This window comes from Bythopirellula superficialaquae, from assembly GCF_059632245.1.
The window spans coordinates 1527877-1551159 of sequence record NZ_CP197426.1 but is presented as its reverse complement, the minus strand read 5'-3'; the positions used below and the strand labels follow the sequence as shown (position 1 = coordinate 1551159).

Annotated in this window: 18 protein-coding genes and 1 tRNA gene; 11 read left to right on the top strand and 8 right to left on the bottom strand. The window is 55.1% G+C overall.

The window, feature by feature from the left end; translation table 11 throughout:
* Positions 1-146: 146 nt before the first annotated feature.
* Positions 147-217 (bottom strand) — tRNA-Gln (locus SH678x_RS06395).
* A 229-nt stretch (positions 218-446) separates the two neighbouring features.
* Between SH678x_RS06395 and SH678x_RS06390 the strand changes: the two genes are divergently transcribed.
* Positions 447-1055, top strand: coding sequence for a sugar O-acetyltransferase (locus SH678x_RS06390; protein ID WP_496922057.1), 609 nt, complete (start codon positions 447-449; stop codon positions 1053-1055).
* A 48-nt stretch (positions 1056-1103) separates the two neighbouring features.
* Here SH678x_RS06390 and SH678x_RS06385 read toward each other — a convergent pair whose 3' ends face one another.
* Complete coding sequence (locus SH678x_RS06385; protein ID WP_496922056.1) at positions 1104-1661, bottom strand: REP-associated tyrosine transposase; 558 nt, start codon at positions 1659-1661, stop codon at positions 1104-1106.
* A gap of 919 nt (positions 1662-2580) precedes the next feature.
* On the opposite strand from SH678x_RS06385, the gene SH678x_RS06380 reads away from it, so the two are divergent.
* Positions 2581-4269, top strand: a complete 1689-nt coding sequence (locus SH678x_RS06380) for a SpoIIE family protein phosphatase (protein WP_496922055.1) — start codon at positions 2581-2583, stop codon at positions 4267-4269.
* A 35-nt stretch (positions 4270-4304) separates the two neighbouring features.
* Here SH678x_RS06380 and acnA read toward each other — a convergent pair whose 3' ends face one another.
* Positions 4305-7136 (bottom strand): aconitate hydratase AcnA, encoded by a 2832-nt coding sequence (acnA, locus tag SH678x_RS06375; RefSeq protein ID WP_496922054.1) that lies wholly within the window; start codon positions 7134-7136, stop codon positions 4305-4307.
* Between the two features lie 206 nt (positions 7137-7342).
* Between acnA and SH678x_RS06370 the strand changes: the two genes are divergently transcribed.
* Complete coding sequence (locus tag SH678x_RS06370; RefSeq protein ID WP_496922053.1) at positions 7343-8710, top strand: Nramp family divalent metal transporter; 1368 nt, start codon at positions 7343-7345, stop codon at positions 8708-8710.
* A 15-nt stretch (positions 8711-8725) separates the two neighbouring features.
* Here the strand turns inward: SH678x_RS06370 and SH678x_RS06365 are convergent, their stop codons facing one another.
* Positions 8726-10543, bottom strand: a complete 1818-nt coding sequence (locus tag SH678x_RS06365; protein ID WP_496922052.1) for a chloride channel protein — start codon at positions 10541-10543, stop codon at positions 8726-8728.
* 265 nt (positions 10544-10808) lie between these two features.
* Here SH678x_RS06365 and serC point away from each other — a divergent pair, with 265 nt between their 5' ends.
* From serC to SH678x_RS06350, 3 genes are all read left to right on the top strand, one after another.
* Positions 10809-11906 carry a 3-phosphoserine/phosphohydroxythreonine transaminase gene (serC, locus tag SH678x_RS06360; protein WP_496922051.1) on the top strand — a complete coding sequence of 366 codons (1098 nt, stop codon included), beginning with the start codon at positions 10809-10811 and terminating at the stop codon, positions 11904-11906.
* A gap of 62 nt (positions 11907-11968) precedes the next feature.
* Entirely contained in the window at positions 11969-13591 is a 1623-nt protein-coding gene (gene serA / locus SH678x_RS06355) for a phosphoglycerate dehydrogenase (protein WP_496922050.1), read from the top strand.
* A 383-nt stretch (positions 13592-13974) separates the two neighbouring features.
* A complete protein-coding gene (locus SH678x_RS06350; protein WP_496922049.1) occupies positions 13975-14193 on the top strand; it encodes a BON domain-containing protein in 219 nt (72 codons plus the stop codon).
* Positions 14194-14418: 225 nt separating this feature from the next.
* Here SH678x_RS06350 and SH678x_RS06345 read toward each other — a convergent pair whose 3' ends face one another.
* Entirely contained in the window at positions 14419-15828 is a 1410-nt protein-coding gene (locus SH678x_RS06345; protein ID WP_496922048.1) for an IS607 family transposase, read from the bottom strand.
* 890 nt (positions 15829-16718) lie between these two features.
* On the opposite strand from SH678x_RS06345, the gene SH678x_RS06340 reads away from it, so the two are divergent.
* A complete protein-coding gene (locus SH678x_RS06340) occupies positions 16719-17519 on the top strand; it encodes a hypothetical protein (RefSeq protein ID WP_496922047.1) in 801 nt (266 codons plus the stop codon).
* Between the two features lie 144 nt (positions 17520-17663).
* Complete coding sequence (locus tag SH678x_RS06335; protein WP_496922046.1) at positions 17664-18215, top strand: cysteine hydrolase family protein; 552 nt, start codon at positions 17664-17666, stop codon at positions 18213-18215.
* A gap of 264 nt (positions 18216-18479) precedes the next feature.
* Here SH678x_RS06335 and SH678x_RS06330 read toward each other — a convergent pair whose 3' ends face one another.
* The gene (locus tag SH678x_RS06330; protein ID WP_496922045.1) at positions 18480-18932 is read right to left on the bottom strand and encodes a hypothetical protein; all 453 of its coding nucleotides are present in this window, start codon (positions 18930-18932) and stop codon (positions 18480-18482) included.
* Positions 18933-19123: 191 nt separating this feature from the next.
* On the opposite strand from SH678x_RS06330, the gene SH678x_RS06325 reads away from it, so the two are divergent.
* Positions 19124-19783: a PEP-CTERM sorting domain-containing protein gene (locus SH678x_RS06325; protein WP_496922044.1), complete on the top strand. Its 660-nt coding sequence runs from the start codon at positions 19124-19126 to the stop codon at positions 19781-19783.
* An 89-nt stretch (positions 19784-19872) separates the two neighbouring features.
* Here SH678x_RS06325 and SH678x_RS06320 read toward each other — a convergent pair whose 3' ends face one another.
* Both SH678x_RS06320 and SH678x_RS06315 read right to left on the bottom strand, forming a co-directional pair.
* Complete coding sequence (locus SH678x_RS06320) at positions 19873-20250, bottom strand: winged helix-turn-helix domain-containing protein (protein WP_496922043.1); 378 nt, start codon at positions 20248-20250, stop codon at positions 19873-19875.
* Between the two features lie 201 nt (positions 20251-20451).
* The gene (locus SH678x_RS06315; protein ID WP_496922042.1) at positions 20452-20814 is read right to left on the bottom strand and encodes an STAS domain-containing protein; all 363 of its coding nucleotides are present in this window, start codon (positions 20812-20814) and stop codon (positions 20452-20454) included.
* A gap of 198 nt (positions 20815-21012) precedes the next feature.
* Here SH678x_RS06315 and SH678x_RS06310 point away from each other — a divergent pair, with 198 nt between their 5' ends.
* Together SH678x_RS06310 and SH678x_RS06305 are read left to right on the top strand one after the other, a co-directional pair.
* Positions 21013-21819 carry a M90 family metallopeptidase gene (locus tag SH678x_RS06310; RefSeq protein ID WP_496922041.1) on the top strand — a complete coding sequence of 269 codons (807 nt, stop codon included), beginning with the start codon at positions 21013-21015 and terminating at the stop codon, positions 21817-21819.
* Positions 21820-21957: 138 nt separating this feature from the next.
* Positions 21958-23283: a glycosyltransferase gene (locus SH678x_RS06305; RefSeq protein WP_496922040.1), complete on the top strand. Its 1326-nt coding sequence runs from the start codon at positions 21958-21960 to the stop codon at positions 23281-23283.

Genomic DNA, 23283 nt, shown 5'->3' with positions numbered 1-23283 from the left:
CGACTTGAGGAATCTGGCCTCGATCGTCACACGCACAAGAGAACGCACTGGCCATGAATCCAGATCCCTCTGTCGGCAAGCCTCCCTCGGGATGACAATTCATTGACCAGCGCCTAGCAACTCACTTCTAGCGCCTGTAACAAAAGCTGGGGAACTAGGATTTGAACCTAGACTGACGGAGTCAGAGTCCGGAGTGCTACCGTTACACTATTCCCCAGTGAGCGTGCGGCTTGCTCTGGCCTACCGTTCACAGACCCTCAATTCTAACGAATTCCCCGCCGAAGCCAAAGCCCGAGAAAAACCTCGTGGAGTAGGCTTCTAGCCTGCTATGGTAGCCAAGCTGGCCGGCCCCTCGGACTTTTTTTTGGTCGCCGGTCCTTTGGTCGAGTCGCTAAAATACGTCCAACGGCGTGCTATTTGCAACAAAATCACTGGCAAGAAACTTCATGGACGATCCAAGTCAACTCGCTGCCCGCTCGCATCGTGATCGCATGCTCGCCGGCGAAGACTATCTGGCTGACGATCCGGTCCTTAATCGCGAGCGCCGCCGCGCGGCCATTCTGTCGGCCAAGTTCAATGCCACTCTGGGAGAACAGGATGCCGAACGGGACGAAATCTTGCGTGAGCTACTCGGCCATGTCGGCGCTGAATGCACGGTTCGGCCACCGTTTCACTGCGACTATGGCTACCAAACGTCGCTCGGGGATCGCGTGTTCGCCAACTGGGGACTCGTCGCGCTCGACGTGGGCCAGATCACGATTGGCGACGACGTGCTGATTGGACCCAACGTGCAACTCCTGACTGCGACTCATCCGCTCGATCCCGAAACACGCCGGGCGAAATGGGAAGGGAGCAAGCCAATCGTCATCGGTAACAACGTCTGGCTCGGCGGCGGCGTGATCGTCTGCCCCGGAGTCACAATCGGCGACAATACGGTCGTGGGTGCCGGTGCAGTGGTGATTCGCGACTTGCCCGCCAACGTGATCGCCGTCGGTAACCCGGCAAGAATTGTGCGAACCGTAGGCCGGACCGAGCAACGCGAGTTCCGGCTATGAAACGGAACACGTAGCGCATTGCCGGAACTGCGCACGGCTTGTTCCGGCCTACGGCTCCCCCCAATTCTCATTACCGTTTATCGTCTTTGGCTCACTTCCTCCCCAATTAAGATCGTATTGCCCTTGCCGAACAAAACGATGAAATGATGACCAGCGATAATCTCGGACACGTTCGACGAGATTGTGCTTACGTGGATTCCAATGAATATAATCAACACATTGTTCCAAGTCGGCTTCGTCTTCGATTGTATGTTCCCAAAACCTTGGCTGCCAAATTCCACGCTCGCCCTTGGAATGCTGTGCATCGGTAATCGAAGCTTCAGCCAATCCAGCATCAAGCCATAGACGAGTAAATGTCTCCTTGATTCGCTTGAGACGAATTGAATAGTCGAGGTCACCCGAAGGCAATTGCATGATCAAGTGCCAATGATCCGGCAGCAAGACTGTGGCGAAAATTTGAAACTTTCGATCTTGTGCTATGTCAGCAATTGCTTTGCGAAGAAACAGGCGTCCTTGCGTGGTCGTTAATATCTCGCGCCGGCCGTAAGTTACAACCGTAAAGAAATACATTCCGCCGGGAACGAAATAACGTCGGTAGTCGGACATGTAAGTATTCTAATTAGCGAAACACGGCCCGAAAACATGTAGGCCGGACCGAGCAACGTGAGTTCCGGCAATGAAGCATTGAACGCTTACCACGCGAAGAATGGCGCTTTGCCGGAACTGCGCACGGCTTGTTCCGGCCTACGGTTCGACCAAAGCCTCTGCGTGAGAATCTGGATTCCCGGCTACCCGGGAATGACTTGAGTGATGGCCAAAAATACTTGTGGCGACGCTCTCACAAATCGCGATAATGGGGAGCAGTGAAAGCCGTGTCGGACGTAGATGGACGGTGGACTGTAGACAGTGGACTTTAAGAAACACCACAGTCCATGGTCTACAGTCGCTTCCATTCAGCTTTGCAACAACCGGAGGCCTGCAAACCAAGCAAACCTGGCCAAGCTGGCAAAGCAGAGGGAAGAGCTGTTAGCCGTTAGCTTTTAGCTGTTAGCCAGAAGGGATGCTGCTTTCCCTGTTCTTCAGCAACTTTGTCAATTCCGAGCGGTGACTAAGTTGCTGAAGTTGAGAAAGATGACAAAGTTGAAGGACTGCTGTGTACGGCAGGGTTGTGGAAAACAGACTTATTATGTCCATTCAGATCGGAGTGGCACGGAGAAAAGAATGTGGCTTCAAACCGTGAAATTGTGGAAGCTAGATTCTTCGGTCGCCTAGGCTCTCTCAGAATGACGATTTCCTCGTAGCTGCTTTGCTTACGAAAAACTAACGCCTAACGACTCGCAACTATTGAAATAAACCCCGACAAGTTGGAAGAGTTGGAAAAGTTGGACGCCTTGAACCGATGGCTGCCAGCCGTTGGTTGACGCTGCCGCGCGGTAAGCCTTAAAATCGTTTGTTTTGACGCTTGGTGCTGAAAATTCGTCGCCAGAATTTATAAGGGTGCAGGCCGGTTGGCCGCTCGTGATCGATGGCTCATCTCACAATTGTTCAAGGGGGGGAGATCGGCAAGGTCTATCCGCTCGAAGGAGAACGCTGGGTCATGGGCCGCAGCCCCGAGTGCGACCTCGTGCTCGACGCCGCCGCGGTCAGCCGTCGGCATGTGATCCTCACCAAGGAAGAGGGTCTCTACTTTGTTCAGGACCTAGGCAGCCGCAACGGCACCTATATCAACGCTCATCGGGTCGAGGATCGCGGGCCGCTACGTAACGGCGACCGGATGCTGATCTGCGACATCCTCTTTGAGTTTTACGACGAAACCGCCCCGCCGAAACTGGCTGGTGAAGAACCCGAACATGCCTCGCTGTTGGCTCCGCTGCTCACCGATGCCGAAGAAGACATGGACGCCACGAGCCAGATCATGGCCACGTTCGACGTGAGCCGCGGCGCGGGATCGATCTGGCAGATGTCGGCCAAGCCCGAAGTGCAGCTGCAGGCGCTCGTGGAGATTTCTAACAACCTGGGGAACACGCTGTCGGTCAAGGAAATCTTGCCAAAGATTCTCGACAGTTTGTTCAAGATTTTCGTACAAGCGGATCGCGGCTTTGTCGTGATGCGTCCCCGACCCGATGCGCCGCTCGTGCCAGTCGCCACAAAGGCCCGTAAGAGCAGCGACGAAGAAAAAATGCGCGTGAGTCGCACGATCGTCAACAAAGCGATGCAAGACAAGCGGGCGATTCTTTCGGCCGATGCCTCGACCGACGAACGCTTTGGCATGGCGCAGAGCATTGCCGATTTTCAGATTCGCTCGCTGATTTGCGCGCCGATGATCGCCAGCAACGGCGAGTCGCTGGGTGTGATTCAAATCGACACGAACAACCAGATGAGCCGTTTCACGGATCTCGACTTGCAAGTGCTCGCGGGGATCGCCAATCAAGCGGCCATCGCGCTCGATAATGCGCGGTTGCATCAAGAAGCACTCTCGCAAGTGGCCCTGCAACGCGACATGGAAGTGGCCAAGCAAATGCAGCGGACGTTGCTGCCCAATCGTCCGCCGGAGATCGCCGGGTATCATTTCTTTGCCTTTTATGAATCGGCCTACCAAGTGGGGGGCGACTACTACGATTACGTCACCCTGCCAGACAACCGCGTGGCCGTGGTGATCGGAGACGTGGCCGGCAAGGGCGTTCCTGCCGCATTGTTGATGGCCAAACTTTCGAGCGACGTGCGGCAATGGTTGACCATCGAACCAAATCCGGCGAAGGCGCTCGGGAAGATCAACCAAATCTTCTCAGGCTACGGTTGGGACGACCGCTTTGTCACGATGGTCATCGCCGTGATCGATGGCAATAAGAATCAGTTGACGCTGGTGAATGCAGGACACATGCCGCCGATGCTGCGAAATGCGGCGGGTGAAGTTACCGAAATCGGTGGCGAGCAAGCGGGCCTGCCCGTAGGTGTGGTCGACGATTTCGAGTTCGATTCGTATCAGCACGATCTTGCGCAGGGTGATTTGGTCACCTTGTTCACCGACGGCTTCAGCGAAGCAATGAACTCGCAGCGCGAACTGTATGGCATCGAGCGGATGACCAAGATCATCAGCGTTAAAGACGTCAAAACGATGGAGATCGGCAATCACCTGCTGACCGACGTCCGCGAATTCGCCGGCGACTTTCCCCAAAGCGATGACATGTGTCTCGTTTGTTTAGGGCGCGACTAAACACGAAGCGATTGGATCGGGATTCAAGAAGCCAGTTATTTTGTCGGCTGTGAATCCTTCATCAACTTTCGCAACACCGTGTGCAAGATGCCGCCGTTGCGATAGTAGTCGAGTTCCACCGGCGTATCGATGCGGACCGTCGCGGGAAACTCCTTGATCTTGCCGTCGGGGGAAGTCGCCTTCACCATCAACGCCTGCCGTGGTCGCAAATCGTCTTTGAGCTCGGGGAAATCAAAAATCTCCTCGCCCGTTAGACCAAGTGTTTGCCACGTTTGTCCCGGCGGCATTTCCAATGGCAGCACGCCCATCATCACCAGGTTGCTGCGATGAATCCGCTCGAAGCTTACGGCCAACACCGCGCGAATCCCCAACAGAAACGCACCCTTGGCGGCCCAGTCGCGGCTGCTCCCCGTGCCGTATTCACTCCCGGCGAGCACCACCAGCGGAATCTTATCGTCGCGATACTTCATTGCCGCATCGTAGATGCTCATGACTTCGCCATCAGGCAAATGCCGCGTCACGCCCCCCTCGGTGCCGGGAGCCATTTGATTGCGAATGCGGATATTAGCGAACGTGCCACGGGTCATCACGCGGTCGTTACCACGCCGCGCACCGTAGCTGTTGAAATCATGCGGCTCGACGCCAGCCGCTTGCAGGAATTTCCCTGCTGGGCTGCTCGTGGCAATCGAACCTGCGGGCGAGATATGGTCGGTGGTTACCGAATCTCCTAGCGCCGCCAAACAGCGGGCTCCCATGATCGGCTTGATCGGTTCGACTTCGGGCTTGAGATCAACCAGAAACGGCGGCTCTTGAATGTAAGTGCTGGCTTCGTTCCATGCGTAAAGCTCACCGCCGGTGACTTCGATGGCATTCCACTTCGGATTCTTCTGCCAAACATTGTCGTACTGAGCCTGGAACATCTCGGGCAAGACGCTGCTTTCGACAACGCTTTGCACTTCGGGTTGCGACGGCCAAATGTCGGCGAGCATCACGAGCTTGCCGTCGCTTCCCATCCCGAGCGATTCGGTTTCGAAATCGATATCGACCGTGCCGGCTAGTGCGTAGGCTACGACTAGCGGCGGACTGGCTAGATAGTTCGCCTTCACGTGAGGATTGATGCGGCCTTCAAAATTGCGATTGCCCGACAGCACGCCAGCGACCACCAAATCGTTGTCGCTCACCGCGGCAGCAATCGGATCGGGCAAAGGCCCGCTATTACCGATGCAAGTTGTGCAGCCATAGCCAACGGTGTTGAAGCCGATCTGGTCGAGATATTTGTCGAGGCCCGCCTTTTCAAAGTAATCAGTCACGACTCGCGAGCCGGGAGCCAAGCTCGTCTTCACGTGCGGCGGGACGGTCAGGCCTTTCTCGACGGCTTTCTTAGCCAACAACCCCGCGGCGATCATCACCGAGGGATTCGAGGTGTTCGTACAACTCGTGATTGCTGAAATCACCACGCTGCCATGTTCGATGGGAAATTTCTTGTTGTTTAATGTGACTTCCACGCCATCGAAGCCTGGATCGGCCAACGCAACCGCTTCTTCGACCGCGGCGGTAGCGGTTTCTTCAATCGGCTGGCCACCCTCACCTTCCCAGCGTCCTTGCGAAGCGCTGGTTGCAGGTCGCTTGCCGTAAACTTCGTCCAAATCACGCTGCCAGCTCGTTTTCATAGCGCTCAACGCCACGCGATCTTGCGGTCGCTTGGGGCCAGCGAGGCAGGGCTCGACCGAGGATAGGTCAAGTTCCAAAGTCTTGGTGAAAGTGGGAATCGGTGCGCTATCTGTGCGGAACAAACCCTGTTCCTTAGTGTAGCGTTCAACAAGTTCGACTTCCGCCTTCGTGCGGCCAGTGCGCTCCAGATAGCGGAGCGTTTCGGCATCGACCGGGAAGAAGCCCATAGTGGCACCGTATTCCGGCGCCATGTTGGCAATCGTGGCCCTGTCGGCAAGCGACATCGTCGAAACGCCATCGCCGAAGAATTCAACGAACTTACCGACAACCTTTTCCTTGCGTAAAACTTCGGTAACCGTGAGTACCAAGTCGGTGGCCGTGGCGCCCGCAGGTAGTTTGCCGGTCAACTTCATGCCGACGACTTCCGGCATCAACATATAAATGGGCTGGCCGAGCATCACACCTTCGGCTTCAATACCACCGACGCCCCAACCCACAACACCGAGGCCGTCGATCATGGTGGTGTGACTGTCAGTGCCGACGAGCGAATCGGGAATCGCAACTTTGCCAGCGTGATCGTCGAGCAAGAACACGCACTTGGCCAGATATTCTAAGTTCACTTGGTGAACGATGCCGGTGCCGGGCGGCACGACGCGGAAATTGTTGAACGCGTCTTGGCCCCAACGAAGGAATTCATAGCGTTCGCGATTGCGCGAAAATTCCAATTCGATGTTCAGATCCAGGGCCTGACCGGAAGCGAAGTAATCGACTTGCACCGAGTGGTCGATCACCAAATCCACGGGCACAAGCGGATTGATTTTCTTAGGATCGCCACCCAACCGTTGCATAGCGGCACGCATCGCCGCGAGATCGACCACACAGGGAACACCGGTGAAATCTTGCAGCACGACGCGAGCTGGTTTGAAAGGGACTTCCACGCCGCTGTCGCCGGGTGCCAACACACCGCACGTGTCGGTCCACTTGCAAAGCTCTTCGACGTCTTTTTCGGTGACGACATACCCGTCGCAATTCCGCAGGCAGGATTCCAACAGCACGCGGATTGAGTAGGGGAGGGCGGCCACTTTGGTGAGCCCTAAGCTTTCCAGCTTTGACAGTCGGTAAATACCCGCGGGGCCATGGCCAGTTTCAAAGGTGTCGCGAGCGGAGAATGGGTCGGTCTTAAGTGCAGTGGCCATTGTCTCTCAATTTTTCCTACAAAGGGGCGGGGAAGATCAAGCCGCGGAACGCCGCCAAGTCGGCGCTCGCCGGGTATTTTAGCGTTTCCCGAAGGGCTTGTCTGCTAGCGAATCAATGCCTTCGTGGGGATGTTGTTTCAGAATCGCTTAGCGTTTACACTCGCAAAACTGACTCATCAATCGCTTCTTATCAAAGAACTAATGCTTTGACACAGCGGGATCCTTATCTTCTTGACCGCAGCCAAATCCAAGATCCGCCCACGCGGTTTTGGGAGCAGCTCAAGTATTGTGGGCCTGGCTTTGTGTTGTCGGCTTCAATTGTCGGTTCGGGCGAATTGATCGCGACGACGGCGCTAGGGGCCAAAGTTGGTTTCATCACGCTTTGGATTATCCTCTTAAGTTGCTTTGTCAAAGTGGCACTGCAATTGGAGTTTGGTCGCCACACGATTCAATCGGGCGAAACTTCGCTGACGGCGTTGAACAAGCTGCCCGGTTGGCGATTCGGACGCGCCCACTGGACGATCTGGATATGGCTGGCGCTGCTTCCCGTCAAAATTCTGCAAGTTGGCGGCATCATCGGCGGATTGGGCATTCTGCTCAACCTAATCTTCCCTGCAATTTCTGTGACAGCGTGGTGTTGGATCATCGCCGCGAGTGTTGCCGCATTGATCTTCAGTGAAAAATATAAACTGATCGAACTATCCTCTCTGGCCATGACGTTGGCATTCACAATTCTCACGTTGATTTGCGTATTCGCCTTGCAGTGGACGCAATACGCTATTCATTGGGAACAAATAGCCTCAGGCTTAACAGGCAAACTTCCCGCCAACTCGATCTTGTTTGCCTTCGCGGCCTTTGGCCTGACGGGCGTCGGGGGCGATGAGATTATGCAGTACACGTATTGGCTGCTCGAGAAGGGATACGCGGCGCGCGTCGGACCCTATCAACCCAATAGCCTTGCCTGGCAAAAGCGGGCTCGCGGCTGGACTCGCGTGATGACCTTCGACGCGATCGCTTCGATGATCGCCTACACAACGGTAACCGCTGCCTTCTATATTTTAGGGGCTGCCGTCTTGCACCAGCAGGGTGAGGTCCCCGATGGATATGAGATGATAAACGCGCTCTCGAACATGTACACCGAATCGCTCGGTCCGTGGGCTAAGGACGTTTTTCTGGCCGGTGCTTTTTTTGTGCTGTTTTCAACAGTCTTCTCCGCGCTGGCAGCTTGGACTCGCATATATTCTGATACCTTCGGCCAGATTGGTTTGATACACTTTCACGATCCCCGGCAGCGCAGCCTCTCGATCAAGATCCTTTCCTGCGTCTTTCCAGCCCTGTGGACCATCGTGTTTCTGAGAATCAAACAGCCTGTCCTCATGGTCATGCTTGGCGGGCTGGCCACAGCGGCAATTCTGCTGATCGTCGTCTTTGCCGCGATCTATTTTCGCCTGTTTCGATCTCTCCCCGAACTTGAACCAACGCGACTTTATAAAGTCGCCTTTTGGATCAGCGCCATCTCAATTCTGGCTCTGGCAGGCTATGGGATTTGGCAAGCCTTTGCCGTCGAGGCATGATCCGCTGTGGAACCGCTAATCTTCAAGCGGACCGATATCGTCGCGTTGGATTTCCGACAGCCGTCGATGATAAGCAGAAATCACGTCATGCCGACTGAGCATGCCAACCACGTCTCGGGGCGAATCGGCTTCGACAATCGGCAGATAGTCGACGTTCTTTTGTGTGAACCGGCGGAGTGCTGTGTGCAAATCATCGTCCGGTTTTACGGTGATGACCTGCGGCGTCGCGATATCGGCCGCCACGATCAGTGTCCCCGTACGATCACCGGCGAGCACGGCCCGCAAGTCTCGCAAAGAAAAGATACCGCTTAACTTCTGGTCAGCATCCACGACCGGGTAGTAGCTGTTGTTTGATAGCGAAGCCATCCGCAGGATTTCAACCAACGGCATGCCTTCAGGAATCAGATCGACTTTTCTCGCTAAGTCCATGACGTCGCGAACATGCATTTGCTCCAGCACGTCGATGACAAAATCGCCCTGATGGGCCGGGCTATCAACCAAACCAAACACTTGCTGTTCATACAAGGTCCAACGCGGCGAGAGAATCGCCATGTTCACCATGCAGACAAGCATCAGAGGAATCAGCAGGTTGTAGCTTCCGGTCATTTCACAGACCATCAACATAGCCGTCAGCGGCACGCGGGCGATTCCCGAAAACAATCCGCCCATACCAACAAGCGCAAAGGCTTCGGGGTGGGAAATCATGTCGGGGAAGAATTTCTCTGCCGCAACGCCGAACGCGCCCCCAAGCATGGCCCCAATATAGAGTGACGGGGCAAAAACGCCGCCGCTGCCGCCCGAGGAGATCGTAAAAGCCGTGGCAAAAATCTTACCCAGACAAAGGACCAACATCAGGCCAAATGCCATTTTGCCATCTATGGCCATCTGAATCCAACCATATCCACCCGCCATGACCTGCGGTAAGGCAATGGCTAGCGCGCCGAGCATCAGACCACCAATGGCTGGCTTGATAATCATGGGTATCGGCATGGGCCGAAAAATGCGATCACGCACGCCATAAAAAACAATCACATAAAGATATCCAAAGATCGAGCATAGAAGTGCCAAGACCAAGTAAAACGGGATTTCGCTCATTCCGCCAAATGTTAGGCCGGGAGGGATGCTGATCGCCAAACCCGTTCCGAAGATCTGGGTGAACACCATGTAGGCAGTGATCGAGGCGATAAAATTGGGAATCACCGCCGCGGTTTCCATCGCGGTCGAGCCGTAGAGAACCTCGCTCAAAAATAATGCGCCACCCAACGGGGCGCGGAAGATCGCGCCGATCCCCCCCGCGGCTCCCGAAAGCATCAACAACCGTCGGTCGCGATCGGAAAGTTTCAAGCGATCCGCGAGAAACGATCCAAAGCCGGCACCGATTTGCGCGATAGGCCCTTCACGGCCCGCCGAACCGCCGGTGCCAATCGTGATGATCGAGGCAATCGTTTTGACGACGGGAACCCGCGCACGAATTTTGCCTCGTAATCGATGGAAGGCCTTCACCAACGCATCCGTGCCATGCCCTTCTGCTTCGGGGGCAAATGTGTAGACAATAGCACCGCAAGCAAGGCCGCCAATCGTCGGCACGAGCAGAGTCAGCCACCATTGGGTGGGCAATTGAGTGGGGCGCGGCACCCCCTCTGTTCCTGCCGGAGGCGGAACGTATCCAACAATGTCGCCCAGCACGAGCGTCTGAACCGTCATCAATCCGGCGTAAAAGACCGCGGCCCCTAGGCCCGCAACGATTCCCACCAGGGCGCTGTAAATCAGCAGCCTTCCCGAGGATCCCATGTCAAAGATCGCGGCAAAATTGTCAAGAATTTTCTTGAGCACTCTGCTCCTCTGCAGGCGGAATTTCCAACGTGAACTTCTGAAAACGCTCTTCGGTCTTTGCTGCTGTGCAGTCTAATGCGACTTCTACCTCTGAACAACCTGAATGCTGGCGAGCAACGGACGAGAGCCGCCTGCGCGAGAGCGCGAATCCGCCCAAATCACAGCAAAACTTGCCCCATCGCCAACCGCGCCACAAGCCACTAAAATAGTTCCTTTTGTTGGGCGACGGGGATCACCGAGGGAACAAGAAAGGATCGTTCATCACATGACCCAAAGGGCTTACAATTTTTCGGCCGGACCGGCCGTGCTTCCAGAGTCGGTGCTGGCTCAGATTCAGCGCGAGATCATGGTGCTGCCTGAACCGAAGGCTTCGATTTTGGAAATCAGCCATCGCTCGCCAACATTCAAGGAGATCATCGAAGCCGCGGAAGCGAACATCCGCAAGCTGCTCAACATCAGCGACGACTATTCGGTGCTGTTCCTGCAAGGGGGCGGCCGACTGCTGTTCTCGATGATCCCGATGAACCTGCTGACCAAGGATCAGCCAAGCGCCGACTATATTCTTACCGGCACGTGGGGTAAGGCTGCTCTCAAGGAAGCCAAGAAAGAAGGCAAGACCAACGTCGCCTGGGACGGCGCCGACAGCAAATACACTTACACGCCCGCCGATGCCGATCTGAAGCTCGATCCCAACGCGGCGTACGTTCATTACACCTGCAACGAAACCATCGAAGGTGTGCAGTTCCCCACGGAACCCAACACCGGCAATGCCCCGCTGGTGTGTGATGCTTCCAGCGACTTCATGCACAAGCCGATTCCCATCGACCGCTATGGCATGATCTACGCCTGTGCCCAAAAGAATTTGGGCCCCGCCGGCGTCTCGATTGTTGTCATTCGTAAAGACCTTCTAGCCCGCTCCAGCGACGAACTTGGTGCCTACTTGAATTTCAAGTTGCACGCCGACGAAGGTTCGCTGATGAACACAGCGCCGACATTCGCGATTTACGTCGTGCGGTTGGTGACCGACTGGCTTGTCAACGACATCGGCGGGCTCGACAAGATGTACGCCATCAACAAGTCGAAAGCCAAAATGCTGTACGATGTCATCGACGGCAGCAATGGCTTTTACGATGGCCATGCGAAGCCCAAATGCCGGTCGCTCATGAATGTGTCTTTCCGTTTGCCAAGCGAAGAGCTCACCAAAGAGTTCCTCACGAAGTCGGAAGCTCAAGACTTAACCGCTCTAGCGGGTCACCGCTCGGTGGGTGGTTGCCGCGCTTCGATTTACAACGCCATGCCGGTCGCGGGCGTGGAAGCCCTACGAGATTTCATGATCGACTTCCGCGACAAGCACGCGACTTAAGACCGGCGGTGCGTTGCATCGCGGCTAGGCCTTTCAACTTTCTCCAACACGATTCCCCCCAAATGCACAAAGTTATTGTTCTCGACGATTTGTCCCAAGAAGGCCTTGATTTGCTCAATGCCGCGCCGGGTATTGAATATGAAGTCCGCACCGGGCTCAAAGGTGATGACCTCCGCAAGGCGCTGCAGGAATTCGATGGCGCGATCTGCCGCAGCGGCGTAAAGATCACCGCCGAATCGCTCGCAGGCTCACGCCGTTTGAAAGCCGTCGTGCGTGCCGGGGTGGGGACCGACAACATCGACAAAGCCGCTGCCACGCGCGCCGGTGTTGTCGTGATGAACACGCCGGCGGGCAACACCCTGAGCACGGCCGAGCACACCATCACCTTGATGCTCGCCATGTCGCGGAACGTCGCCCCTGCGTACCAAAGCTTGTGCGAAGGCCGTTGGGATCGCAAAAACTACATGGGCACGCAAGTCGCCGGCAAGACTTTGGGCGTCGTCGGCTTGGGCCGCATCGGTTTGGCTGTGGCTCAACGCGCTCTCGCGCTTGAAATGAAGGTCATGGGCTACGACCCCTTCATGTCCAAGGAACGGGCCCAAGATCTCGGCATAGAACTCGTCGAAACCGTCGCGGCCATGTTGCCGAGCGTCGATTATCTGACCGTTCACACGCCGCTTACCGACGAAACTCGCAATCTCGTTGACCTGCCGGAGCTCGAAGTCATGAAAACCGGTGTGCGGTTGGTGAACTGCGCTCGCGGCGGCATCTACAACGAGGAAGCACTCCTCAAAGGCTTGGAATCGGGCAAGATCGCCGGCGTGGCGCTCGACGTGTTCGTCGAAGAACCTTGCACCGACAGTCCGCTCTTTGGCAAGCCGGGCGTTCTCTGCACGCCGCACTTGGGGGCCAGCACCGAGGAAGCTCAAACCTCCGTCGCGGTGGAAGCCGTTCAGCTGCTGACCGATTACCTTATCAACGGCACGATCCGCCACTCGGTGAACGTCGCGCCGCTCGATGCCAAAACACTCGAATCGCTCAAGGGTTATGTCGACGTCGCCTATCGCCTCGGCATGTTGATCGCCGGGTTGCAGGAAGGCAACGTCCGTGAGTGCAAAATCAATTACCGGGGCGAGATCTCCGACCGCGATACCAAAGTGCTGACCGCCGTGTTTGCGGCCGGGTTGCTCAAGAACGCCCTCGACGAGGAAGTGAACCTCGTGAACGCCGAGTATATGCTCCGCGACCGCGGGATCGAGCTGACGGTCGAATCCCACAGCGAAATGGGGGCCTTCCGCTCGACGATGTCCGCCGAACTCAAGACCGATTCCAGCCACCACAAAGTCGCCGGCACGGTGTTTGGCCAGTCGATGCCGCGGCTCGTGGCGATCGACGGCTACCGCCTCGAAGCCTATCTCGACGGTTGCCTGCTGGTGTACACCCACAAGGACGTCCCCGGCATCATTGGCAAGGTTGGCACGCTGTTCGGCGAACATGGCGTGAACATCGGCCAGATGGCGGTGGGCCGCGATCAGGCGGGTGGCGACGCCATCGGCATCCTTAACCTCGACGCGGCTCCCTCGGCCGAGGCCTTGGAATCCATGAAAAAGCTCCCGTCGATCAGTAGCGCCCGGGTGATCCATCTGCCCGAATCTGGCGAACTGCCTGCTTGGCTACAAAGCTAACCAGGCGGGCTGTCACGCCAACCGGCCACCGTTTCTCGGTAATTTCGAGGGTAAATCCCTTTGGGAAATTGCACTGCCCCACGGGAAATTGCCCTGGAGTGGGTCTCCACGCTCGGCTACAGTCCGCCCCAATGTAATGCCGATTTTAAACGGCAGCCGTCTGCTGTTTGTGTCTTGGGTGCTAGCTAGCCGCGTCCAAACGGCACCGCCAGCACGACCGGCCGAGTTTTCAGAGATTTCCAGCTGGGAGACGAGCCCCTCGCCGACACGGACCCAAAACGTGGCCGATATTTTTTCAGGCCATGATGTGTCACCGAGTCGATGGCCCTCTCTGGGAAACTCCCTCCTTCTTCCTCGATTACCGGATTGGAATCATGCCAGCTATGGCCACAGCATGTCCCTTCTTTGAACAGGTGCGGGGTGCCTTAACGAGCAGCCCTTATCTTTCGGCAAAACAATTTCGCATTGAAGCCGCCGATGGTTTGGTGCGTCTCGAAGGCACGGTCAGTTCGTTCCACCAAAAGCAGATGGCTCAAGAAGTGCTGCGCCGGGTGGACGGTGTCGAGCGCATCGAGAACCAACTGCAAGTCAGTTGGCAGTGAAAAAAGCTCTTAGCTTTTAGCCTTTAGCTGTTAGCTATTGGTCTCTTGCGTGCTTTCGCTTTCCTGGTGCGCACGTTGTGTGAAAGCGTCATTCTGAGAGAGCCTTGGCGACCGAAGAATCTCGCCTCCAAACGTTCAAGGTTTGAAGCCAGCTTCTTCTCTCCGTGGATTCCTCTGACTAACAGCTAACAGCTAATCGCTAACAGCTTCTTCCTCCGAACTTTGTCAGCAAGCTTCCAATTCACAAGAATTCATAACGCATGAAGAAGTTAATATAGGGGGAGTTTTTGGGGCTTCTCTAAAGTCGAATAGATGCCCCTTGCCCCTAATTAGGGGAGTGTATCCCAGCGATTCTAAGATTGAGGTTACTTTTCTTATGTTGAGAGACTTCACGCCATTCAGCTCAGCCCAGATTCGATAAGACTCATTGAGTTCGCCACGATTTCCCGCCCATCGCCCCTTTAACACCTCATCGTAGAAGCGGTAGAAGTTGTCTTTCTTCACTTGGGTTTGTCTTACGCGATAAGCCCCCTTTGGCACGACTCTGATTTCAAGTTTTTCATTTTTAATCTTGATAGATTGCCAAGCCAGAACAGTTTTGTTTGGGGCGGGGTGGATCACGCATTCCTTCAATCCCAGAGCATGTAGAATTCGGCCAGCCATTGCCATCGTGACATGCTTAATGCCATTGTTGCGGCACCACTTCACGTAATGATCATAAACGACTTGTTTCGAGATTCGATATTCATCGGTGGTCGCTTCAATGCAATCGCAATAATATTGCTGAACGCTGTTATTCCCGCCCGTATCTAACTGGGGCCTCTCTCTGAGGTATTTACGAACCAGCCCCACAGTGATGAATCCCCCTTTGGTAGTTCTATAATTTTCAGCTTGCATTACCTCTGAGATTCGATTGATTGCCATCCCGCCCTGTCTCAACTGATGTATCCTCTGAACGGCTTTGGGGTCGATATGCTTCTCTAAGACTTTCCGCGATCTAGCCCCCATAGCTCTGTTGTGGAATAAGCCGATGATGCTAAGCAAGTCTTGGCTTAACTCCTGGGTGTCAGTTTGATTCTCATCTTTTTCAATGATTACAATTTTTACGTTGTGAACTTCGGAGATATGGCGTATGAGCGAGAGACCGAATCTCAGGAGCCTGTCGGCGTGTTCAATCACTAAAACCGATGAGTCGTATTTGCCCGATGCGATGCCCTTAACCAATTCGGTTAGCTTCTTTTTGTCATAGTTCATCGCCGAGCCAACCTCACTCAGCAACTCATCAGGCTCCCGCCCATAATTTTCAACACAGAAAGATTTGATACGGGCAATTTGCCGAGTAAGTGAATTCTCTTCTCCTTTATTGAGGCCCTTGGCTTGAGATTCTGAAGAGACTCTGGCATAGGCTAAAATTTTGGATGATTCCCCCCCATCACTACAATTTTCCCTTGTATTATTAATGCCGAAGAATTCGGCTAAATCTTCTTTCTTAAATCGGCGTTGTCCACCGAGAACTCTCCACGCGGGAAGCTGTCCCAAATCGGAATACTTCCTTAGCGTGTTGGGGTGGGTGTTTGTGAATCGAGCGGCTTCTCGCATTGATAGAAGCCCAGACATAGAATGAGCAGCAGCCATAGTAAGCAACTCCTTACTGGTGGTTAGCGGGGCTGGTTGTGCTCTAACACTTCCAGTCCCGTGTTTTTAAGTTGAGCATTTGAGAATGAGGCTTATTGAAAACCCCGAAGATCGCTCACGTAGATGTTATTTTATGTGAAGATGAGGATGGCATCTTGTTCAACTTGATCAACTTGATCATCGGATGAGATTGATCAAGTTGCGTATTCGAGTCGCGAGTCCCTCGGCGCGAGGCGTTAGTTTTCTAGTCTGCGCAGACATTCAGGTGCCACAGTCGGCTCGCCCAACAGTGTCTTACCTCCCTCTCCCAGTACTCGGGGAGGGGCTAGGGGAGGGTCTTCATGCCTTGCTCTTCCTCTCTGGCTAAAAGCTAACGACTAACGGCTAACAGCTCTTCCCTCTGCTTTGCCAGGTTTGCGAGGTTTGCTTGGTTTGCAGGCCTCAGGTTGTTGCAAAGCTGAATTTGGGACTGGGTGTTAGGGACTTGGGGCTGGAGACGAACGAATTTCTCGCGAGTCGAAACGCATTCTACGCAATCGCGCGGCCAAATTCGACAAAGAACTTTGGCCACTGAGCCGCACAGCGCTCGCCGCGGATTCTTAAAAGATGAGTAGCATGGCCGCCTCGGCCGTGGGGATTTCAAAACACGGACCGGGGGTCCATGCTACCACGTTCTGGCACCCGCTCGTCTGCGACGCGCTCCGCCTCGCGGCTAACATATTCCTGTGGCTGATGTCTGTGACCTCTGCTACAGATTGCTTATCCAGCGATTTGTCAATCAACCAGAAAGACATTACCATGCTGAGATGAACTTCTCAGTTACTGCCTGCCGATTGGCCGTTGTCTTCTTTGTCTTGCCGAGTGCCTTTTATCTTCTTGCAGAATCGTGCATGGCGCAATCTCCTGTTTCCGTTGAGCCCATCGTTAAACAGATCGATCACATCCTGATCGTCTCGCCGACGGCCAAAGAGCTGTTTGCATTGTTGTCGGAAACTTTTCAGTTGCCCGTCGCATGGCCCATGACGGACTATGGAGGCTTCACTTGTGGAGGGGTCTCGCTGGGCAACGTGAACCTGGAGATCATTAGTAAGTCAACACCGGGCGAAAGCAGCGAGGGGCATTGGACCGGCTTCGCGCTGGAGCCTTCGCCACTGCGAACGAGTCTGCCCGAACTGGACGCCCACGGGATCCTACACGGCTTGCCTGCCCCGTTTCGAGAATTTCAGTCCGACGGTTCGTTAAAAACGCGTTGGACTACGGTCGGATTGCCTGACGTTTCGTGTGACGCGACCCAGGTTTTTCTTTGCGAGTATGACGATGGCATAACCACGCGGAGACAGCGCTTGGCAGAAGAACTTCGCTTGCGAAACGGTGGACCGCTGTCAATTCATGCGGCGAAACAGATCGTCTATGGCACTCGTGACGTGAAGAACGCAAGGCGGCAGTGGCAAATGCTGCTCAAACCGATTGAATCTTCCTCTGAAGGTGCTTGGCTTGTGGGTGACGGCCCGGCGCTACAAGTTGTCGGTGCAGAGACGGATGGCATCCGCAGCCTTATCCTCAGCGTCGCGGACCTTGATCAGGCGAAGCGTTTCCTTAAATCGCAGAATATGTATGAAGAGGAATCAGACCTTGTCAGGGTGGGTGGTCCGCTGCTGCGAGGGTTGAATTTCATTTTGGTTCAGAAATAAGAACGGTGGTTCGCGGAAATACGAGTCGGAGACTCGTGCCACACTCCGAGGTCACAGACCTCGGCTACACGAAGAGTAACCCTCACCTAGCCTCTCCCGGAGGGAGAGGGATAAAAGGACCTCGGCTATAGAAAGGCTTGTCAGATGAATCGTGCTCTCCTCGTCATCGACGTGCAACGGGAATACTTCGACGGGGCCTTTCCGATTCGGCATCCGGTGGGGCATTTGGAAGCGATCCTCGAAGTGATGGATGCCGCGCAAGGGGCGAATATTCCTACCGTCGTGGTGCGGCATCATCAGCCCGATCCCGAGTCGCCCGTCTTTCGTAAGGAGAGCGACCTGTGGCAACTGCACGACGAAGTCGCCCAGCGGCCGCGCGATATTTTGATCGACAAGCAATTGCCGGGCTCGTTTACGGGCACGCCGCTCGATGAGTTTTTGAAAGAGCGGGGCATCGACACGGTCTCGATCGCCGGTTACATGACGCAGGTCTGCTGCGACACGACGGCCCGGCAGGCCTTTCATCGGGGGTACAACGTAGAATTCCTGCGCGACGCCACGGGTACGCTCGACGTCGAAAACAAAGCGGGCTCGGTCACCGCGGAGCAACTGCATGAGGCGATCCTGGTCGCCCAGCAGATGTTTATTAGCGATGTAATTGATAAGCGGGAATGGTTGGGGAGGATCAGCTGTTAGCTATTGGCTGTTAGCCAGAAGTCATTCCCAGGGTGGCATGCCCTCTGAGGCACGAAGTGGGCATGATGAAGCTTTAACCAACATGCCCACTTCGCCAGTGTTTTTTGTTTGTTGGCCTCAGAGGGCATGCCACCCCACTGTTAACGCACCTAACTACACGATCTCATCAGTAGCAGAAGCACAACCGTGCCGATCACCGAAATGAGCAGCGAGCCTGCACAGCCGAGTCGATTGGAATAGAAGCCGAACATACACGCTGTGCCTTTATATTGGCTTGGCTTTGCTTATGCCGTTGCTTGGCGGATCGTGAGGTGGGGAATATTGGTCGTCATTGTCGATCACCCGGAGCCGGTCGCCCATGTGGACCGTACGGTGATCGAGGGCCACGATCGAGAAATGTTTGAAAAAGCGATGAGCCGACGCGTTTCTGATCAGGCCTGGAAAACGCTGGATCGGCAGGCTGCCCGTTTGCTCGACATAGGCCGTCATGCTGTTGGGATCGCAGCCGATGATGCGTGAGTCGTAAGCGAGCACCGCGAAATGCACGATGGTGTCAAACGACTCGAAGAGCTCGATCTCCACTCCCACTGGACAGCAATGCGTCGGCATGCGCGTCAGCGCCGCCAACTCGGCTAAGGGTGTGCTTAAGTGACCATCGATCTCCACAGTGCCGACCAAATCGCCATATTCCGACAATGTCGGCACTCGATTTGACACGATTTTGGCCCTCCTCGGGACTCAGAGTTCCACTGGAATTGATTACTTGGTGCAAGTAGTGGGCCAAAGGCACGCGGCAGCGGGACGCTGCCGGCTAACGGCAAATTTTCCTTTACGACCGGCGGAACCGCGCTCATAATGGGCCTGCCATTCGGCCTATTATCGAAACATGGTATCTGGGAGTGCCGCTAATGAAGTCGCTTAAGTTCGTCATTCTGTTGGGTGTCTGCTCTTTTGTTATGCACAACGCTCCGGCTCGGGCTACCAACTTTGCGATTCTGCTCGGCGGTTGCGGTGAAGGGGGCGGCAACGAAGATTGCGACGACAAAGACGATCGGGTGGGTATCCAGAATCCGCTGTATGAAGGAAACGGCAACTCGGGCCAGAATCCGCTGTTCGAAGGAAAAACGGATTTGCTGATTTTCAATCCCCTTCAATTTGCCAGTGCTCAGGACGTGGAGCTGCGAGTGGCATTTGGCGATTCGATCTCCACGAAGCTCCCGCCAGTTCCCGGTGGCAGCTTAGTTTTTGAAGTGAATATCCTCGACGTGGCGACGGGGCAATATCTCACGATCTTCCCCAACGGCGTTGATATCAGCTTCAGTGTTCCCAAGCTCGCGCATTTGCACAAAGAGGGAATCGTGCATCGCGACTTGGCGTTTCGCACTTTGAACACCAGCGTCAGCCCGCCCGTGTGGGAAGTGATGTCGAGTGGTGTGCGAACCAAAGACGGTCACTACTGCGGCACGACCGATCACTTCAGCATCTTCGCCTTCGGGGCCGTGCCCGAGCCATCGTCGTTGGCGCTTCTTGCGTTGGGGAGCGCGGGGATGTTGTGGCGGCGACGGTAAAAATATAGCGCGGTAAAAAAATAGCCCCGCGTGATTGCGAAGCAGGACTTCGCAATCACGCGGGGCTAAATGCTTTTCAAAACGCTTTATTATTTGAGCGACAGCTTCACGCTTTTGCCGGAGACGTTGAACTCGAGCTTTTCTTCGCGGGCGAGCCAGCCCACCGCGGCGAGTAGGAGATCGGCCGAGAGGTTCAAATCTTTTTTGATCGTGGCGAGCGATGCCTCGCTGTTCTCGGTCAGATAGTACCAGACCGCGCCGGCGGTTTCGCCAATCTGATGAGTGCCGAGCGCTGTGGCTGCGGTCGAAGAATCTCCGTTGCTCGCCGCTTTGGATTCCGACTTGGCGGGTGGCTTTTTAGCAGCGACTGGTTTCGCGGCAGCCGCGGGCTTGGGGGCTTTGGTCGTAGCTTTGGGTTCAGCAGCCGTCGAGGCGGCTGTCTTCTTGGGAGTGGTCTTTTTGGCCATGGGAGGACTCCAATCTTCGGTCGAGGCAGTCAAGGTCGGGCCAGGCAGGGCGGCATCAAGCCGAGACGACATTGTAGCTCAGACGGGGAGCGAAGCCAACTAGCTAAGAAGAGGTTGGAGGCTAGCAGCTGGGGGCTGGCGATAAGAAGGTTAGGGCAACGAACATCTCAGCGCTCGCCCCTGACCTCCAGCTTCTAATATCTATTTAAAAATCCCCCATTTGTTGAACGATTTCCGCGCGGCGGCTTCGTCTTTTTCGATGTCGAACACCTTGTGCAGCTTCGTGATCTTGAAGACCTCGTAGATCTGGGGATTGATGCCGCAAAGCTTGAGCTTGGCCTTGAACTCAGTAGCCTTCTTGTTGAGCTGGATGAGCTTGCCGAGCGCCGAGGAGGCCATGAAACCGACCGGCGTAAAGTCGACGATCACGCGGTCTTCGTCGGACTTGCCCAGCGCGGCGTTGATGTCGTCGAACAGCCGGGTGAGCTGCGCGGGATCAACGAGTCGATCGTCCTGAATGTGGATAGTGAGGATGCCGTCTTTGCTCGCGGTTAGAATGGCCATGGCACGGTTCGCAGGGGAAAAGTGAGTGATTAGCCACCAGCATGGCATGAGTTTCGCTTGCTGGCAAGTAAAATCGTGAACCACGAAGCCACGCAGGGCTCCAAGATAGGGTGTGGCAGCCCGTGAGATTGGCGTTATTCATTTCCCTTGGACAGATATAATCGGAAGTCTTGTTTTCGATCCCCCTGAGATGACGCCATGTTTGACTGGTTAACGAACCGCCGCCGCAAGAAGTTTTTAGCGCAACCGATTCCCGCCGAGTGGGATGCCTGGTTGCGGCTCAACGTCTGGCAGTATGGCCATCTCGACGAGCACAAGCAGCGCAAGGTCCGCGAATTCGTCTGCATCATGCTGCACGAAAAAGATTGGGTCGGCGGCAATCGGCTGATCGTGACCGACGAAATGCGGGTGACCATCGCCGGGCAAGCGGCGCTAATGACGCTGGGGTTCGAGAAGCCTTGGTACTTCGATCGGCTGCGCACGATCATTGTTTACAAGGGGGCTTACTCGGCGACGCCGGAATCGACGAGCGATCTCATCATGGGCGGGTTCAATTTGCCCGAGGAACAATTCGACACCCGGTTGGGGGAATCGTGGCAGGGGGGGCCGATTGTGCTCGCCTGGCAGACGGTGATTCACGAAGGTCGCGACCCGAACTCCACGCGGTGCGTGGTGATTCACGAGTTTGCGCATCACATGGATAGTCTCGACGGATCGACCAACGGCGCGCCGCCGATGACCGATTTGAAATTCGAGCGGCAGTGGTATCACATCACCAGCAAGGAATACGATCAACTTGTGGAACGCTCACGCCACGGTGAACGGACGCTGCTTGATAAATATGGCGCGACCAATCACGCGGAATTTTTCGCCGTCACGTGCGAATGTTTTTTCACGCAGCCGCAGCTCTTAAAACAGGAGCATAGTGATTTGTATTCAGTGCTCGTGCGGCTATTTGGGCAAGATCCGGCGGAGTGGTTAACTTCGCATCAAGTTGCGCACTGAGTGATCAAAGAAAAAAAGTTTGTGGATGTTTTTCTCGATTATCCCGGAGGAATGAAACGACACTGCCGATGAAATTTGGTATATTCTTTGCACGACCAACCAGATTAAGAATCACACCCTTAACCGTGGGAGGAAGCAATGAGCCAACCAACGCAACGGATCATGATGATCTCAACGCATGGGTATGTGGCCGCGGAACCAGAACTCGGCAAACCGGATACCGGTGGGCAAGTCGTCTATGTTTTGGAGTTGTCGCGATGCCTAGCACAACTGGGCTATGAAGTTGACATTCTTACGCGCCGCTTTGAAGATCAGCCACTGGAAGAAGAAGTTGACGAGCGCGTGCGCGTGCTGCGATTTCCCTGTGGAGGTAACGAATTTATCCCCAAGGAAACGCTCTGCAACAGCATTCCCGAATGGGTTCAGCGGGTGGGTAAATTCGTTGCGGCTAGCCCCGATGAATACACATTCATCAACAGCCACTACTGGGATGCGGGGCTTGCTGGGCAAGCGCTGGCTAATCGTTTTCGTATTCCCCATTTTCATACGCCGCATTCGATTGGCTCGTGGAAACGCGACAACATGGATGGCGATTCCGCCGAGTTGGAAAAGAAATACAATTTCCGGCGGCGGATTCGCGAAGAAAAGGTCGTCTACGACGAATGCGATTTGCTGATCGCCACCACGCCGGCCCAGCGCGATATCCTGACCGCGAGGGATGGGGAATACAATGTCCCCACGAATAAGGTCAAAGTGATCCCGCCGGGATACGACGACCGACGTTTCTTCCCGGTTTCTCAGGCTTCACGGCGTTCGCTCAAACAGCAACTCGGGCTCGAAGGGCGGATTGTTTTGGCCCTGGGTCGGCTCGCTCAGAACAAAGGCTACGATCTTTTAATTCGCGCGATGAGCGAGGTTTGCAATCGCGTTCCCGATGCCAAGCTGGTGCTCGCCGTTGGCTCAACGAGCCTGACTCCGCAAGAAGAGAAAATGCTCGCAGAGTTAAAGGGGCTCGCCCATGAGTTGGGTATCGCTAAACAGGTGCAATTTCTGGATTACATTCCAGACGATCAATTGGCCGACTACTATCGCGCGGCGGGCTTGTTCGCGCTGAGCAGTCGTTACGAACCGTTTGGCATGACAGCCGTGGAAGCGATGGCATGCGGTACGCCGACGATTGTTACGACCGAAGGAGGCTTGTGGGAGCAAGTCACTTGGGGACGCGAAGCGCTCTTTGCCAATCCGTTTGATCCCGCGGCGTATGGTCATGCGATGTCGTTTGTGTTGCAGTACAATGCGATCTACGACCGCTTGGCAAAGTATGGCTGCCAGAAGGCGCGGGCTCATTTCACTTGGACCGGCATCGCGCAGCAGTTGCTCAATTTGGTCGATGCAATTCCCGGCTCGGGATTGGATTTCTCTTGGAGTACTCCCTTAGAATCGGAAAGCCTTGTCGGAGAGTAG